Origin of the sequence: Acinetobacter sp. ME22 (assembly GCF_022012315.1) — a bacterium.
Lineage (GTDB): Bacteria > Pseudomonadota > Gammaproteobacteria > Pseudomonadales > Moraxellaceae > Acinetobacter > Acinetobacter brisouii_A.
In genome coordinates this window covers 71928-89321 of record NZ_JAKLTL010000002.1, presented here as the reverse complement: position 1 = coordinate 89321, position 17394 = coordinate 71928, and the positions used below count along the sequence as shown (strand labels likewise).

Annotated in this window: 17 protein-coding genes; 12 read left to right on the top strand and 5 right to left on the bottom strand. The window is 41.5% G+C overall.

The window, feature by feature from the left end:
- The first annotated feature begins 76 nt into the window (after positions 1-76).
- From purD to LVY74_RS03055, 4 genes are all read left to right on the top strand, one after another.
- Positions 77-1360 carry a phosphoribosylamine--glycine ligase gene (gene purD / locus LVY74_RS03070; RefSeq protein WP_237813794.1) on the top strand — a complete coding sequence of 428 codons (1284 nt, stop codon included), beginning with the start codon at positions 77-79 and terminating at the stop codon, positions 1358-1360.
- Between the two features lie 446 nt (positions 1361-1806).
- Positions 1807-2685: a MetQ/NlpA family ABC transporter substrate-binding protein gene (locus LVY74_RS03065; RefSeq protein WP_151776832.1), complete on the top strand. Its 879-nt coding sequence runs from the start codon at positions 1807-1809 to the stop codon at positions 2683-2685.
- 70 nt (positions 2686-2755) lie between these two features.
- Entirely contained in the window at positions 2756-3781 is a 1026-nt protein-coding gene (locus LVY74_RS03060; protein WP_237813793.1) for a methionine ABC transporter ATP-binding protein, read from the top strand.
- A complete protein-coding gene (locus tag LVY74_RS03055; protein WP_151709710.1) occupies positions 3778-4473 on the top strand; it encodes a methionine ABC transporter permease in 696 nt (231 codons plus the stop codon). Before LVY74_RS03060 ends, LVY74_RS03055 begins: the two co-directional genes overlap by 4 nt.
- A 57-nt stretch (positions 4474-4530) precedes the next feature.
- On the opposite strand, the gene carO is transcribed toward LVY74_RS03055, so the two are convergent.
- Positions 4531-5265: an ornithine uptake porin CarO gene (carO, locus tag LVY74_RS03050; RefSeq protein WP_237813792.1), complete on the bottom strand. Its 735-nt coding sequence runs from the start codon at positions 5263-5265 to the stop codon at positions 4531-4533.
- 369 nt (positions 5266-5634) lie between these two features.
- Here carO and dapD point away from each other — a divergent pair, with 369 nt between their 5' ends.
- The 6 genes from dapD (at position 5635) to LVY74_RS03020 (ending at position 9648) form a co-directional block, all read left to right on the top strand.
- Positions 5635-6456, top strand: a complete 822-nt coding sequence (dapD, locus tag LVY74_RS03045) for a 2,3,4,5-tetrahydropyridine-2,6-dicarboxylate N-succinyltransferase (protein WP_111892061.1) — start codon at positions 5635-5637, stop codon at positions 6454-6456.
- 114 nt (positions 6457-6570) lie between these two features.
- Complete coding sequence (gene queE / locus LVY74_RS03040; RefSeq protein WP_237813791.1) at positions 6571-7281, top strand: 7-carboxy-7-deazaguanine synthase QueE; 711 nt, start codon at positions 6571-6573, stop codon at positions 7279-7281.
- 22 nt (positions 7282-7303) lie between these two features.
- Positions 7304-7975, top strand: a complete 672-nt coding sequence (gene queC / locus LVY74_RS03035; RefSeq protein WP_237813790.1) for a 7-cyano-7-deazaguanine synthase QueC — start codon at positions 7304-7306, stop codon at positions 7973-7975.
- A 12-nt stretch (positions 7976-7987) separates the two neighbouring features.
- Entirely contained in the window at positions 7988-8392 is a 405-nt protein-coding gene (locus tag LVY74_RS03030; RefSeq protein WP_237813789.1) for a hypothetical protein, read from the top strand.
- Positions 8393-8457: 65 nt separating this feature from the next.
- Positions 8458-9177, top strand: a complete 720-nt coding sequence (locus LVY74_RS03025; protein ID WP_269090926.1) for a diphthine--ammonia ligase — start codon at positions 8458-8460, stop codon at positions 9175-9177.
- Positions 9178-9186: 9 nt separating this feature from the next.
- Complete coding sequence (locus LVY74_RS03020) at positions 9187-9648, top strand: peroxiredoxin (protein ID WP_237813788.1); 462 nt, start codon at positions 9187-9189, stop codon at positions 9646-9648.
- A 34-nt stretch (positions 9649-9682) separates the two neighbouring features.
- Here LVY74_RS03020 and LVY74_RS03015 read toward each other — a convergent pair whose 3' ends face one another.
- Positions 9683-10246, bottom strand: coding sequence for a nicotinate-nicotinamide nucleotide adenylyltransferase (locus tag LVY74_RS03015; protein WP_237814094.1), 564 nt, complete (start codon positions 10244-10246; stop codon positions 9683-9685).
- A 117-nt stretch (positions 10247-10363) separates the two neighbouring features.
- On the opposite strand from LVY74_RS03015, the gene LVY74_RS03010 reads away from it, so the two are divergent.
- Positions 10364-11215: an enoyl-CoA hydratase-related protein gene (locus tag LVY74_RS03010; RefSeq protein ID WP_237813787.1), complete on the top strand. Its 852-nt coding sequence runs from the start codon at positions 10364-10366 to the stop codon at positions 11213-11215.
- Between the two features lie 116 nt (positions 11216-11331).
- A complete protein-coding gene (locus LVY74_RS03005) occupies positions 11332-12087 on the top strand; it encodes a nitroreductase family protein (protein WP_237813786.1) in 756 nt (251 codons plus the stop codon).
- A gap of 229 nt (positions 12088-12316) precedes the next feature.
- On the opposite strand, the gene LVY74_RS03000 is transcribed toward LVY74_RS03005, so the two are convergent.
- The 3 genes from LVY74_RS03000 to purL form a co-directional block, all read right to left on the bottom strand.
- Positions 12317-12634, bottom strand: a complete 318-nt coding sequence (locus tag LVY74_RS03000) for an NGG1p interacting factor NIF3 (protein WP_237813785.1) — start codon at positions 12632-12634, stop codon at positions 12317-12319.
- 2 nt (positions 12635-12636) lie between these two features.
- Positions 12637-13365, bottom strand: a complete 729-nt coding sequence (locus tag LVY74_RS02995; protein ID WP_237813784.1) for a hypothetical protein — start codon at positions 13363-13365, stop codon at positions 12637-12639.
- A 104-nt stretch (positions 13366-13469) separates the two neighbouring features.
- A complete protein-coding gene (gene purL / locus LVY74_RS02990) occupies positions 13470-17306 on the bottom strand; it encodes a phosphoribosylformylglycinamidine synthase (protein WP_237813783.1) in 3837 nt (1278 codons plus the stop codon).
- Positions 17307-17394: the final 88 nt, after the last annotated feature.

The following is a 17394-nucleotide window of genomic DNA, read 5'->3' as shown; positions in this document are numbered from 1 at the left end:
CTTGGTTTTCTTATATGATCACCTCCCTTTTAAAGGGAGCTCAGGAGGGATTCTTTTCTTTGAGGGATTTTTGAGAATGAACATTTTAGTTTTGGGTAGCGGTGGTCGTGAACATGCCTTAGCATGGAAAATCGCGCAAGATGCAAAAGTCAGCAAAGTCTTTGTAGCACCAGGTAACGCAGGTACTGCAACAGAAGAAAAATGCGAAAATGTACAACTGGATATTCTCGACAATCCAGCCATTATTGAATTCGCAAAAAATAATGATGTCGCTTTAGTTGTTGTTGGCCCAGAAGCACCGCTTGTGAATGGTGTGGTTGATGCGGGTCGTGCAGCAGGTCTAAAAATTTGGGGTCCAACTCAATACGCGGCACAACTTGAAGGTTCAAAAGCGTTTGCCAAGCACTTCTTAAAACGCCACAACATTCCAACTGCATTCTATGATGTATTTACAGAAGTCGATGCAGCGAAAGCATTTGTTGAAAAGCATAGCGCGCCAATCGTGATTAAGGCAGATGGTCTTGCAGCAGGTAAAGGCGTCATCGTTGCAATGAGCAATGAAGAAGCGTTTGCTGCGATTGATGACATGTTGGCAGGCAACAAGTTCGGTGATGCAGGTTCTCGTGTCGTGATTGAACAGTTCCTTGCAGGTGAAGAAGCGTCATTCATTTGTATGATTGATGGTCAAAACATTTTGCCTATGGCAACTTCACAAGATCACAAACGTATTTTTGAAGGTGACCAAGGGCCAAACACAGGCGGTATGGGTGCATACTCTCCTGCACCTGTGGTGACTGCTGAAGTATTTGAACGTGTAATGACTGAAATTATGCGTCCTACCGTAGACGGTATGGCAGCAGATGGTCATGTTTATACAGGTTTCTTGTATGCGGGCTTGATGATTGATGAACAAGGTCAGCCGCGTGTAATCGAATTCAACTGCCGTTTTGGTGACCCTGAAACTCAACCAATCATGATGCGTTTACAATCTTCATTGGTTGACTTGGTTGAAGCGGGTCTTGAAGGCAATTTGCCTGCCGAAGCACAGTGGGATGAACGTAAATCAATTGGTATCGTTCTAGCGGCTGAAGGCTACCCTGAAAGCGTGCGTAAAGGCGATGTGATTTCTGGTTTAGGTCAATCTCCTGAAGGCACAAAAGTGTTCCATGCAGGCACTGCAAGCAATGACAAAGGTCAGGTCATCACTTCAGGTGGTCGTGTACTCTGCGTCACTGCGTTAGGTGATAGCGTGCTTGAAGCTCAAGTCAATGCTTTAGAAGTGTGTGGTCAAATCACATTTAACGGCATGCAATACCGTAGTGATATCGGTTACCGCGCAATTGCACGTGAACAAGCATAAGTTCTCATTTTTCTAAGTAAAAACGCTCTTTAGAGAGCGTTTTACTTTTTTATAGCCTTTACCACAAATTTTCATATGATTTGTGTTTTTTATTGTTTTGCGCGGTAAATACAACTCTTTATACTGCCAGCAATCTTGCTCAGATACACTTTTGTGAAAATATTTCAATGAAAATCAATCGTGCACCATACAGATTCTGTATGCTCCCCTATTGTGCATTTTGTTTTCTTGGTATCATGAGCACAATTTCACACCGATGTAACTGATCTATGCTGTGTCTGACCTTAGATATTTGTTCAGACAAGTACCAACATCGTTTTTATTTCCAATCTCCCTGTTGACTTCAGCGGTTTGCTGCACATGGCGATAGATCAACGACTGTTAGATCAGCCGTTTAGTGGTTTTATCCAAATCACTAAATATTATTGATTAGGAACACACACCTCATGAAAAAACTATTGAGTATTGCTTTAGGTACAAGCGTACTTCTTGCCGCAGGTTGCAGTAAAAATGCACCTGAACAAAGCAGCACCACCAAAGCTGCCGATGCCAATCAACCACAAAAAATCGTTCTTGCATCGACAGGTTCAGATACTGATGTTTGGCAATTTATCGCGACATTACCTGAAACTAAAAAAGCAGGTATTCAGCTTGAAGTGAAAAACTTCACTGACTATGTAGCCATGAATAATGCAACTGCAAATAAAGAAGTCGATGCCAATGCATTCCAATCATATAACTATATGGTTGCTTACAATGCTGAAAGCAAGTCTAAAGTTGCAGCAGTTTCAACAACTTATATTGAGCCAATGGGTATTTACTCAAGCAAATACAAAAAAGTGGATCAATTCCCAAGCAATGCAACTATTGCAATTCCAAATGATGCAGCCAATGAAGCACGTGCTTTATCTTTATTGCAAACTGCGGGTTTAGTGAAGCTAAAAGCTGACTTTAACCCAATCCAAGGTACGACCAACGATGTTGTAGAAAATCCAAAACATCTACAACTTAAACCAATTCCAATGGCAACCGCAGTACGTGTGAAAAATGACGTTGATGCGATTGTTCTTGGTAATACCTTGGCAATGGAAGGTGGCTTAAACGTACTTAAAGATGCTTTGTTCTATGAACCAGCTGACCAATCAACAAAACTTTATGTCAACCTTGTTGCAACTGCAGCAGGTCGTGAAAATGATCCTATTTTGAAAAAATTAGGTGACTTGTACCATACGCCAGCAGTGAAAAAATTCATTGATGAGAAATTTGGCGGTACAAAAATTGATGTAAACAAACCAGTCAGCTACTTTACTGAAAACAAACAGTAAGATAGATGTAAATGAACAGGCAAAGTATGTTTCTTTGCCTGTTTTTCTTTTTAGTATAGTTTTTGACCCCATGATTCAATTTAAAAACATTTCAAAGCACTATCAGCTTAAAGGACAAACGCTGCGCGCGCTTGACCAAATCAATCTCGATATTCCTGAAGGAAGTATTTTCGGGATCATTGGTTATAGCGGTGCAGGTAAAAGTACCTTAATTCGCCTGATTAATCTGTTGGAACGCCCAACCGAAGGTCAGGTCATTATTAACGGGAAAGACTTTACTGCATTGGATGCGCGTGCATTACGTCAAGAGCGTGCCAATATTGGTATGATTTTCCAGCATTTCAATTTGCTTGAAACCAAGACGGTTGCAGAAAATATTGAAATGCCAATGAAATTACTGGGCGTCAGTAAGGAAAAACGTCAAGCACGTTTAGATGAGCTGCTTTCTTTTATTGACCTCAGTCATAAAAAGAATGCTTACCCTGACGAACTTTCTGGCGGTCAAAAACAACGTGTCGGGATTGCACGTGCGCTTGCAAATCATCCCAAAATTTTACTGTGCGATGAAGCAACCTCTGCCCTTGATCCACAAACCACACAGTCTGTTTTAGACTTATTGAAGAAAATCAATAAAGAACAAAATATTACGATTGTCATGGTCACACATGAAATGGACGTCATTGAAAGCGTCTGTGATTATGTTGCGGTTATGGAGTCAGGTAAAGTCATTGAAACAGGTAAAACAGTCGATCTATTCAGCCGACCACAGCAACCAACTACAAAGAACTTTATTCAAACTGTGTTACAGCAACAATTGCCAAGCAATATTCTGAAACAGCTCGAACATCAACATGAGCATAGCATTTACTGTTTGCAGTTCTTGGGACAGTCGGCACAGCAACCTGTCATTCAAGCAATGATCAAACAGTTTGATATTAGTTTGAATATTCTATTTGCAAATATGACTGAAATTGATGGTACGGTGATTGGTCAAATGTTTGTACAAATCTTAGGTGATGCGGTGATTGTTGCCCAAGCGACTGATTACTTAAAGCAACAAGGGGTTGAAGTCCGTCAACAAGGAGCACAATCATGAGAGATTGGATTGTACAATGGTTGACTGAAGTGACTCAGCCATTTTGGCATAGTTCTCTGAGCATTGATCAGTTCGTTACAGCATTGCAAGAAACTTTCCAAATGGTGTTCTTTGCACTGATTTTTGGTGGGATTTGGGGACTTATTCAGGCGATTGTATTATTGGTGACTCGCCCTGAGGGAATTCTCCCGAATGCTGTGGTTTATCATATTCTTAACCCGATTGTGAATGCCTTACGCTCTTTGCCATTTATTATTCTGCTGATTGCTGTGATTCCATTTACTCAGTGGCTGGTTGGCTCTTCAATTGGGACTTGGGCGGCGATTGTCCCCCTCACCATTTATGTTGGCCCATATATGGGGCGTCTTATTGAAACCTCATTGCTTGAAGTCAATGAAGGTATTATTGAGTCAGCACAGTCTATGGGTGCAACGCCTTGGCAAATCATTTTTAAGTTTATTTTGCCTGAAGCGCGTAGTTCGCTCATTTTAAATATGACAACTGCCACCATCAGTTTGATTGGTGCAACAGCTATGGCAGGTGCAGTCGGTGCGGGTGGTATCGGTGATTTGGCTATTTCTTATGGCTATCAACGTTTTGACAGTAGCGTCATTATTTTAACCGTGATTGTTTTACTGATTTTGGTGCAGATTGTTCAAACACTAGGAAATTGGCTCGCCAAATTACGATAAGATTTGATTATTCCAAAAAAATGCCATCAGATGATGGCATTTTTATTTCAGGTCATCTTAGAAACGGTAGGTCACACCGACTTTGGCAGATGGCAACCACTTGTATTTATCATCATTGGCAATTTTATTTTCCTGTGCTTTTAAATCACTTTGAAATTGAGCATTGCTGCCACCAGAATTGACAGTTGCATCCGATGCCAGTGTTACAGTTGGATTATCTGTGTAGTAAGCACCAATTTCTCCAAATACACCCCAGTGCTCACTCAGCATTGGACGAGCACCAATTCCGACATACGGCGCAATATCATTTTTATACTTCATTTTGCCTGTAATATTGCCGTCAATGTTGTATTTATTGTCATTAACGGTGACATTGCCATTGCTAGACTGTGAAGTCAGTTTATAGTCATTGTCCAAATATGCTGCCCCTGCTGCCACATAAACTGACTTGGCAAAGGCATTCTGACTTGCTCCCCAAGGGTGCATTTCTGCATTTAAATAGACGTTGTTGTTATTGTCCTGATCGAGATTGTATTTGGTTCCATGACTTTTAATATCATTACGCCAATTAATATCTCCACCGTTATAACCCAAACTTACACCAACATAAGGGTTTACATCCCAAGTCAATGCACCACCATAACCTGTTGTACCTGCTTCAGCACGTACGGAAGTCGGCAAGTAGGTTTTATAAGTATTGCCTGGTTCTGTAATCACAGGTTCATCTGCCAAAGCAACCCCTGCAATGGAAAACAGTGTTGAGGCAACCAAAATCTTTTGAAATTTTTTCATTGAGATGTCTCCTAACAAATCGTGAATTTTCACTGACAGTCTTGCAGTTATGATTGGACATACTAGAGTTAAAAGTGGCTTTTTTTCATACGTTTTTTATGCTGAATTTGCAGGGTTTATGTTATTGTTTGATACAGTTTTTCAAAATATTTCATGAAAATTTTCCTGAAATATATTAAAAATCAAATAGTTCAATTTTAGCTTATATACATAAAATAACCAAATCAATAGCCTCACTTAATAGATTGGATTTAGGTCTTGAACTTGCTTTTCCTGAAATCTTGACTGTTTTGCTATTTTTTCAACCGCATGACTTTATTTTTAGTGTAAAATCGCTGTAATTTTTTGAGCGTAATTTGGGATTAGCATATGTCTGAACTTGCTACAATTATTGAACAAGCCTTTGAAAACCGTGCCAACTTTACTGCAGCAGACTGTCCTGCTGAAGTTCGTGATGCTGTTGAGCAAGCGATTCAAGGTTTAGACAACGGTAGCCTTCGTGTTGCAGAAAAAATTGATGGTGAGTGGGTTGTTCACCAATGGTTGAAAAAAGCGGTACTTTTATCATTCAAACTCAATGATAACAAACCAATCGAATCTTGCGACCTTCGTTTCTACGACAAAGTTGACACTAAATTCAAAGGTTGGACTGAAGAACAATTTAAAGCCGCTGGCGTACGTGTTGTACCACCAGCAGTTGCACGTCGTGGTAGCTTCCAAGCGAAAAACGTTGTCCTTATGCCATCTTATGTGAACATCGGTGCATATGTTGATGAAGGTACAATGGTTGATACATGGGCAACTGTAGGTTCATGTGCACAAATCGGTAAAAACGTTCACTTGTCTGGTGGTGTTGGTATTGGTGGTGTTCTTGAACCACTTCAAGCAAACCCAACCATTATTGAAGACAACTGTTTCATCGGTGCACGTTCTGAAATCGTTGAAGGCGTGATCGTTGAAGAAGGTTCTGTAATTTCAATGGGCGTGTTCATTGGTCAATCAACCAAGATTTATGACCGTGCAACTGGCGAAATCCATTACGGCCGCGTACCAGCAGGTTCTGTGGTTGTTGCGGGTAGCCTTCCATCTAAATGCGGTACTTACAGCCTATACGCTGCAATCATCGTGAAAAAAGTGGATGCGCAAACTCGTGCAAAAACTAGCTTGAACGATTTGCTTCGCGACGAGTAATCTCGACACTGTTGCGGAACTTAAACCGTTCCTCGGAGCGTCCATCGCTCCTCGTCTCTACGGTTGTAAAATCGTAGAGATTTTTGTTTTTTAAAATACCATGGTTACTTTACTATGAATCCGCTTCGCTCCTCTCAAATCCCTGTGACTGATCCTGCCGCAGGTTTACGTATTACCGAGATTTTCTATTCACTACAAGGTGAAGCGAATACCGCAGGACTACCAACGGTTTTTATCCGTTTAACAGGTTGCCCACTGCGCTGTACCTATTGTGATACGACTTATTCCTTTGAGGGTGGTGAGCGCTGGTCTTTAGATAAAATCATTGAAACTGCTCAATCTTATCAAACCCCGTATATTTGTGTGACAGGTGGCGAACCACTGGCTCAGCCTAACTGCATCACACTCATAGATCGCTTATGTGAGATGGGTTTTGAAGTTTCTTTAGAAACCAGTGGCGCGCTTGACGTCAGCAAAGTTGATCCGCGCGTTTCTAAGGTTCTTGATCTAAAAACCCCAACTTCAGGTGAAGCACACCGCAATTTACTCAGCAATCTAGACTTACTGACCACCAAAGATCAGATCAAATTTGTGATTTGTAATCGTGAAGATTATGAATGGTCAAAGCAACAAGTTGCAGAGTATCAGCTCGACCAAAAAGTCAGTACCGTTTGGTTCTCCCCTGCTTTTGCTGTCGAGAAAGGCAATGCCAAATTGCCACGTTTTGCGCGTGACTTGGCTCAGTGGATTTTAGATGATCACCTCCCTGTTCGTTTTCAGTTACAACTGCATAAACTGTTGTGGCAAGATGAAACAGGTCGTTAATTAATTTTTTTGGAGAATGAATATGCGCCCACGCGCCATAGTTTTATTATCTGGTGGCTTAGACTCAACTACTTGTTTAGCTTGGGCGCAAGCACGCTATGAATGTATTGCCCTCAGCTTTCAGTATGGTCAGCGCTCAAGCACCGAACTTGATGCAGCCAAAGCACTGGCTGAGCGTTCGGGTGTAGAACATCGCATTATCAATATTGATTTAGGCAACCTTGGTGGCTCAGCACTGACTGACCATAACATTGCTGTCCCTGAACAGGCACAAGAAGGTATTCCTGTAACTTATGTTCCAGCACGTAACACCATTTTCTTGTCTTATGCACTAGCAGCAGCCGAAGTTTTCTCTGCCGAAGCCATCGTGATTGGCGTAAATGCTGTAGATTACTCAGGTTATCCTGACTGCCGACCTGCATTTATTGAGGCTTTTGCCAACCTTGCAAGCCTTGCAACTAAAGCAGGCGTTGAAGGAAAACCACTTAAAATTGAAACACCTCTGTTACATTTATCTAAAGGGAATATAATACGTCTCGGTCTTGAACATGGTGTAGACTACAGTCAAACAGTCTCTTGCTACCAAGCAGACGACCAAGGACGTGCTTGTGGTAAATGCGATAGCTGCCGTTTACGTAAAGAAGGTTTTGCTCAGGCAGGTGTTGCAGATCCAACACGTTATATACCTCAATAAAAGGCAGGTTTTATGAAATTTTTAAATTCAAAACTGATTGTTTCTACTCTTTTTTCTGCACTTGCATTCACTGCAACAGTTTCTCATGCAGCACAAGACCCATCTAAAAGTACGAACGTGCGTGGTACGTTAATTGGTAACTGTAAAGAAAGTGCAGGTAAAGGTGGCAAACTGACTGCTGCGGAAGCAGATAAGTTTTGTACTTGCCAAGTCGATGCTGAAGGTCGTTTGACTAAAGCACAAGAATGGCAAATTATCAGTACTGTAAATCAAAAGAAAAGCCCAAGCTCACTTCCTTTCATTCAACAGCAAAACAAATCAATCCAATCTTGTTTCGGCCCACAGCTGACTTCAAAACTAAAATCATTGTCTGAAGAAGCAATGAAAAATGCTCAAGCAGCAGAGAAAAAGAAATAAGACATCACCACTGAGTGATTCAATTAACTAGCCACAATGTGGCTAGTTTTTTTATGGAACAACGCATGACATTAGAAACAGAAAACTTGAATATACACCACGCTTGGAACAGCAATGCTCAAGATAAAAAATTTGTCGCTTCTTACAGTGGCGGTAAAGACAGTACTCTCGCCCTCTATCAAGCTATGCAGATGGGCGAAGCGATTGGTTTAATCGTCATGCTTGAGGAAAATGGGCAAAAGTCGCGCTCACATGGTATGTCACTTGAAATTATCCATGCGCAGGCTGAAGCGATTGGACTGCCGATTTTAACAGCCTCTGCGACATGGCAAAGTTATGAAGCACAGTTTATTCAGCTTCTTGAACAGCAAAAATCGCTTGGTGCAGAAGTTCTTGTGACGGGTGATATCGACTTACTCGGTCATGCTGAATGGAACCAATCCGTTTGCGATAAAAGCCAGCTTCAACTGTGCATGCCACTCTGGCAAAAACCACGTTTAGAGATTATTCACGAATTGATTAACTTGGGTTTTCACAGTGTGATTGTTACCGTAAATCTCAATCTAGGTATGAAAGCCGAAGACCTAGGGCGAGTCTTAACCTCTGAATATGTGGATGAGCTCTGTGCGCGTGGCATTGATCCTTGTGGTGAAGCAGGTGAATTTCACACTACAGTGATTGATGGACCGATCTTCAAAAAACCACTTTCAATTTGCAAAGGTGATATTCTCTATCACGAAAATTATGCATTTTTACCACTCACATTAGAACATCATGCCATTTAAGGATTGAACATGACAGACAGTATCCAACTTCCAAATCAGACCTTTCCAACAACAACAGGTGATATCAACTTAGCTGAAGTGAAATCTGAATGGTTGATTGTTTATTTTTATCCAAAAGACTCAACCCCGGGTTGTACCACTCAAGCCGTTGATTTTTCATGCATCCAAGATCAATTTACAGAACAAGGTGCAACAATTTTGGGTATTTCTCGTGATTCGGTTAAATCACATCAGAACTTTACTGAAAAACAGGCATTAAAAATTGAACTGATTAGCGATAAAGAAGAAGCGCTCTGCCAGCATTTCGACGTGATTAAAGAAAAAAATATGTATGGCAAAAAGGTGATGGGTATTGAACGCTCAACCTTTATTTTCCATAACGGCAAGCTCGTTAAAGAATATCGTAAGGTCAAAGCTGCAGGTCATGCAGAACAAGTTCTTGCTGATTTAAAAGCCTTGAAAGCAGCCTAACAAATCATAGCTAGCCTGTGCGCTAGCTATATTCTTAAAAATGATTACTATCTTGAGTTGCAAAGCGTCGCTGTAACTCTGCATAAATTGGCGTGGTTTGAAATTTCTCTAGAAACTCAATCGTGCCTTGTGGGAAATATTGGGTCTGAATTTCACCACGATAATACGCTTCCCGCATCGGTGTCGCAGAAATCGAATCTTTCAAACTCTCTAATTCAACCAATGTCCAGTTTGGAAATAATTCTAAATAATAAGACGACTCATCTTTAAAGTGACCAATCAGTCCAATCTTGGCTTGTGCAGGGGTTTTTTCAGCAACCAAATCTTTGACCAGCTTCACCCATTTCTGATCATCATAAACATCAACAACATGTACAAAAACAATACGTTGTTGATCTTCCTGAGAAAAGTTTGACAAAATCATCTGTTCACGTTCTTGCGCCAGAAACGGATTTTTAATACTGCGTTCTGATTGAGCCGAACCTAAAGCAATAATGACTTTGTGGCTTTGTTGCAATGCAATCTCAATGGTTTGCATGTGTGCCAGATGAAATGGTTGAAAACGCCCAATGAAAACAAGATAATCAAAGTGATACATCATAGGATAGCAATAATTAAACCAAGGGATGGTGAAGTGTAATGATAAAGAATCATCGTGAAGCATAACAATTTACCATGTGAAAATCACGAAATACTGAAATAAAGGACATGAAAAATGACGCTCACTTGTTTAACTCAAACTCATCAGCATTTACAGGCCGTTCTCGAAGATGGTGTACTAACGTTAGCCATTGACCGTGCCATTGCCAAAAATGCGATTTATAGTGGGTTGTATTTATGGATTGCTCAGGCACTCGATCAAGCCGATAACAGTGATGAAGTCCGTGTTGTCATTCTGCGTGGTGCTGGCGATGACTTTACTGCAGGCAATGACATGCAGGACTTTCTCGAATCCATGCAGCAACCCGATGCAACACCCGCAGCAGAACAGCCCCCATTTGTTTTACTTAAATCAGCCGCTAAATTTTCTAAACCTTTAATTGTTGCAGTAAAAGGCGTGGCGATTGGGATTGGGGTAACTTTATTACTACATGCAGATTTGGCTTTTGCAGATGAATCTGCGGTGTTCCAATTACCATTTGTCAGTCTAGGGCTTTCTCCTGAAGGTGGCGCAAGTAAATTACTGGTACAACAGGTCGGCTATCATCATGCAGCGGCGCTGCTCTTTACTGCACAAAAATTTGATGCACATGCCGCAGAAAAATTTGGTCTGATTAATCAGGTATTCTCAAGTGAACATATGCATGCGCCTTATCATTTAATGGCATTGAAAGAACACCGAGATGTTTATGATTTTGCTGATCAAACTGCAAAAACCATGGCAAAACTTCCGATTGCATCACTCAAACAAACCAAAGCACTGATGAAGCAGAATCTACCTGAAATCTTGAAGTGGATTGATGAAGAAGCTGAAATTTTCATGCAACGGGTTAAATCCCCTGAACTCCATGAAGCAGTCAATGCTTTCTTAGAAAAGCGCACAGCCGACTTTTCAAGATTCAATTAAAACCCTTTCTACAGCAGGTCTAATCCTTAGATCTGCTGTTTTTACAACAAAATCCCACATGCAAGTTTTTTATAAATTACCGATAATGCTCTGATCTTGTTGAGCGATAATCAAATATGAGCACCTCAGATCTTACAAAAACGCGTTACCACGAAGCTGCACCGACTGATATTGATGTCAATCAATTTAAAAAAGTGGTTGAAAGCCGCCGTTCCGTACGTAAATTTACGGACACCCCGATTCCTGCTGAAGTTTTAGATCAATGCCTCGACTGGGCAATGCTCGCTCCAAGTTCATCCAACCTACAACCATGGATGTTTTATGTCGTTCAATCGACTCAAAAGAAAGCACAACTGGTCAAAGCCTGTATGGGGCAGTTGGCTGCTCGAACTGCATCTGAGCTGATCGTTTGCGTAGCACGTACTGATCGCATTGATGAAATGGCAAAGAAAAATCTCAGTCATTTCCCGATGCCTAAAACGCCAAAAGCCGTGCAACAGTATTACCGTTTTATTGGATATAACTACCGCACAGGATTTTTGAATACTATTGGCAATGCCAAGAAACTGGCGTTTAGCGTTGTTCGTCAATTTACACCGCTGCCTGTCACCGCATTTAGTCCTGCGGATCGTCAACTTTGGGCTGTGAAAAGCACTGCTCTTGCCTGCGAAAATTTAGTTTTAGCACTTCGTGCTTATGGTTTTGATAGTTGCATGATGGAAGGTTTCGATGAACCACGTGTGCGTAAAATTTTACAGCTCAGTGATGAAGAATACCCTGTAATGGTGATTGGCGCTGGTGAACGTGCTGAGGATGGGGTGTTTTTCCCACAGTATCGTTTTGAGCGTGAGCTATTTGTTCAGAAGGTTTAAAGATTATTCTATATAGAATCTTTTCAACATGATTTTAATTTTAGGATTAACCTTCGGTTCGACCTACTTTTCTTTCGGGAAAAGTAGGCAAAACCATTGTCATCTGCAAAACTCGTCAAAAACTATCTTGATACCTATAGATCGCAGAAACATTTTTTTCATAATTCATCCAAACTCGAACAGTTGCAGATGACGTTTCCACGTATCCAATATTAGTTTTTCAAATTCATTAGAATTTAACATCTATCATTTGAATAAACTCAAAAGCAGGTTCTTCATACGGATGACTGGCTTGTAACGCTTGAACTACTTGCTTGGCATGTGCTTCAGGAACAATGGTTTCTACACGCCATTCTTCAAGTTGTTCAAGCTGATCAAGTTGTCCTAAAAATGGGTCTGCACCCTTCACAGGTTTAAACTGTCCAATGCCTTTCACTTGCCACGCGCATTGTTCATAGTTGCCGATGCCGCCTGCACCTGCAGCAAATATGGCTTGTTTGGTCGATTCAAGATGGCTTTCAGGAACGTAGTAGATAAGTTTGAGCATTATTATTCTCTATTTAGATAAATAATCTTTTCAATCTGTGAAGATGGGATGGTTTTCCCTCTTCCAGCATTAGCCCCTCTCTTTGTTACTGCTTTATCATCTAAAACTAAGTCCCAATAATTTTTTAAAATATGATCCAATTCATTAGCTTTTCTTTCTACATAAAATTTAACCACAGTTGGTTTTAATACACTTAAAATTAAAGCTTTAATTTTATGATAATCATATTTATCAAATACTTCTGAAATATCAAATCCTATAGAAGATTTTGCATCTTTAAGTCGATAAAAGCCATTGATACCATCAATTTCAGATTTTTCCTCGTTGAAACCTTTTTCTCGAATAATGTTTTGTAAGGACTCAATACGAATGTTCATATTCTTGATCTCTGGCACTAGAGCAGTAACTTTATGCATAAAACTTGCTATACCATCTACACTATTGAGCAATCCATCTTCAAACCAAGATTGCTGCCCATTTGTTATACAACGGTGATAAAAACTAATCTGAAAATTTGGATTATCAAGCTCTCTTTGTTCTTTATTTAATAAATTTCTAATCTCCCAAAGAGTAAATCCAATATCTTGATCAATATAACTGCCTAGTTTCTGAATAATAGGCTTTATTTCATCTGTTCTTGAATTTATTTCTTGAACTGATATTTGATAATAATTCGCCAAACTATTTAAAGCATCCTGTTTAGAGTCATAACTAAATTTATAAATATTCATAAATGCAATTTTTATCTATTTGATTGAATACTCAGTATAAACAGATTTTAAGGCAACAAAAAAGCCACCTTGCGGTGGCTTCTTAACTTAGCTAAATTCAACGATTAACCAATAAATTTACGTGCGTTACGGAACATACGTAACCATGCACCATCTTCAGTCCAACCCTCAGGTGACCAAGAATGCTGAATCGCACGGAAGTTACGTTCAGGGTGCGGCATCATAATTGTCGCACGACCATCTTTAGAGGTTACACCTGTAATCGCATCTGGTGAACCGTTCGGGTTCAACGGATAATGCTGCGTTGGCTGACCATGACTGTCGACATAACGTAAAGTCACTTGGTTGCCTGCTTGCAAGCTTGCCAAGTTCTCAGCACTTGCGACAACAAGACCTTCACCATGTGCAACCGCGATTGGTAAAATCGAACCTTCCATGTCTTGCAACAACACAGACGCTGATTTTTCGACACGGACATTGACTGCACGCGCTTCAAATACTTCTGATGTGTTACGGTGGAAGCGAGGCCAAGCTTCCGCACCCGGAATGAGTGGCGCAAGTTGTGAAATCATTTGACAGCCGTTACACACACCTAAAGTGAATGTGTCTTGACGGTTAAAGAATTTCTCGAATTGATCACGGAGTTTTGCATTGAACAACACTGACTTTGCCCAACCACCACCAGCGCCTAGTACGTCACCGTAAGAGAAACCACCACAAGCCACCAAGCCTTCGAAGTCATTTAGATCAACACGACCTGCAAGTAAATCGCTCATGTGAACGTCGACTGTGTTAAAGCCAACTTTGTCAAATGCAGCGGCCATTTCAGTCTGACCGTTGACACCTTGTTCACGCAAGATTGCCATGCTTGGACGGCGAAGGTTCAAGAATGGTGCTTCAACAGGTTCATTCAAGTCATACGTTGGTTGTGCAATCAAACCTTTGTGGTTTTTGTCAGCAATCAATGCAAATTCTTGATCCGCAGTTTCAGAGTTATCACGTAAACGCTGGATTTGATGCGAAACTTCTGTCCATGCTTGTTGTAATTCAACACGTTCTAAAGTCAAACCATTCACATTTAACTGATCGCTGTTGTTGACTTGACCGACAATAGTAATTGCATCTTTCAAGCTTGATGCCGCAACTTCAGCTTCAAGTGCAGCCCAATCTGCTGCTTTGATTTGTACCACTGCACCAATTTCTTCAGCAAACAAGCTTTCAGTGCTTTGGTTTTCCAAAGCCACACCTAGGCGTGAAGTGAACATCATTTCAGCAACAGTTGCCAACAAACCACCATCACCGATGTCATGGTAAGCCTGAATCAGACCACGATTGTTCCAGTCCTGAATCAATGCAAAGAATGCTTTGAAGTCATCGAAGCTATCGACATCTGGAGTCACTGAACCGATTGCTTTATACACTTGTGCAAGGATCGAACCGCCTAAACGGAACTGACCTTTTGACAAATCAATACGGACAAGTACTGAATCATCCAGTTGTTTCAATTCTGGCGTCAATGTTTTGCGAACATCTAAAACAGGTGCAAATGCAGTAATGACACCTGTCATTGGTGAAGTGACGGCTTTATCGACACCTTCATCATTCCAAGTGGTACGCATTGAAAGCGAGTCTTTACCGACTGGAATTGCAATGCCTAACGCTGGGCACATTTCCATACCAATCGCTTTTACACCTTCAAACAAAGCTTGGTCTTCACCTTGCTGACCTGCTGCTGCCATCCAGTTCGCAGACAATTTAATATCGCTGATCTGTTCAATGTTGGCACACATGATGTTTGAAATGGCTTCAGCCACAGCCAAACGTGCAGATGCTGCTGGGTTAAGCAATGCAACAGGTGGACGTTCGCCCATTGCCATTGCTTCACCTGTATAACCTTCAAGGCTTGTGGTTGTGACTGCTGCATCAGCAACAGGAACCTGCCAGCGACCTACGAGTTGGTCACGTGCCACCATACCTGTAATTGAGCGGTCACCGATGGTGATCAAGAATGATTTAGATGCAACGGTCGGGTTTTTCAAGACACGGAAGATCGCATCTTTTAAGTCCACTTGAGCAGCATCGAAATCGTCACCTTGACGTTCGATAGTTTCGTATGAACGGCTCATACGTGGCGTGCCACCCAACATCACTTGCATTGGCATATCCACTGCTTTGTTTTCAAACAATGGATCTTCAACCGTCAAGTGACGCGCTTCAGTCGCTTCACCCAACACTGCAAACGGACAGCGTTCACGCGCACAAATCGATTCAAATTGTGCTAAAGATTCTGGACGAATCGCCAAAACATAACGCTCTTGCGCTTCGTTTGACCAGATCTCCATTGGAGACATCCCAGGTTCAAGCGATGGAATCTTACGTAAGTTCAACACTGCACCTAACTCGTGATCATTCACCAGTTCAGGCATAGCATTGGATAAACCACCCGCACCCACGTCATGTACAGACACGATTGGGTTAGCATCTTCCAAGCGCCAGCAGGTATCGATCACTTCTTGGCAACGGCGTTCCATTTCTGGGTTTTCACGTTGTACCGAAGCAAAGTCAAGGCTTTCACCCATGGTACCGCTATCTACAGAAGATGCTGCACCACCGCCCAAACCGATCAACATCGCAGGGCCACCCAATACGATGAGCAAATCTTTTGGCTGAATCGCATCTTTTTCAACGTGATCAGGGCGAATGTTACCGTAACCACCCGCGATCATGATTGGCTTATGGAAACCTTTCACATCACCGTTGACGTTTTGTTCAAAAGTACGGAAATAACCATTTAACGCAGGACGACCAAATTCGTTGTTAAACGCTGCGCCACCCAACGGCCCTTCAATCATGATTTGTAATGGCGATGCCATACGTGAAGGTTTACCGTAGTTCTCTTCCCAAGGTTGTTCAAAACCAGGAATGTTCAGGTTAGACACGGTAAAGCCTGTTAAGCCTGCTTTTGGCTTACCACCACGACCTGTCGCGCCTTCATCACGGATTTCACCGCCCGAACCTGTTGCCGCACCTGCAAATGGAGAAATGGCAGTTGGGTGGTTGTGGGTTTCCACTTTCATCAAAATATGAGCCGCTTGGCTCTTGTATTTATAGATGTAATGACCTGTTTCTGCGTCTTTTTTCGGGTAGAAACGCATAGTGTCATAACCGACAATCACCGAAGCATTGTCTTTATATGCCGACAACACGTCATTCGGTGATTCTTTATAAGTATTTTTAATCATTTGGAACAAAGACAATGGTTGTTTTTCACCATCGATTGTCCATTCTGAACCAAAGATTTTATGACGGCAGTGCTCAGAGTTGGCTTGAGCAAACATCATCAATTCGATGTCGTTCGGGTTACGACCCAATTTGGTGAACGCTGCTGTTAAATAATCAATTTCTTGTTCTGATAATGCAAAACCAAACTCTTGGTTCGCAGTCACAAGCGCTTGCTTGCCTTCACCCAAAATGTCAATTGAGTTTAATGGCTTTGGTGCAGTTTCTGAGAAAAGTGCTTGAGCATCATCTAAGTGTGCAAATACAGTCTCAGTCATGCGGTCATGCAATACTTGTTTCACCGCAGGAGAAACGTCGCTGACACCTTTTAGCGTAAATAAAAGACCACGCTCTAAACGGTGTACAGGGGTATTACAGTTTTGGAAAATATCCGTCGCTTTAGACGACCATGGTGAAATTGTCCCAACACGTGGAGTCACCAAGATTTGAATTTCATCAGCTGCCGCTTGGCGCAACTCGAAAGACTGACCATCATTTAAAAGTTGTAAAGCTGACTGATATTGCTGCTCGTTGAGCGCTTGATCAAACAGATAAACCCACTGGCTATCAAAAGATTGAACAGAACTAATTGACGTCAAACGTGATAATAGTTGAGTTTTCTTAAAAGAAGAATGCGCTGAGGCACCGGCCACGATAAACATGTTGATTTTGGCTCCACGGGCTTGTCGTTAATGACGTTACCGCAATGTGACTTAGAGAGAGCGCATATTCTACTGTGAAAAGCCCAAA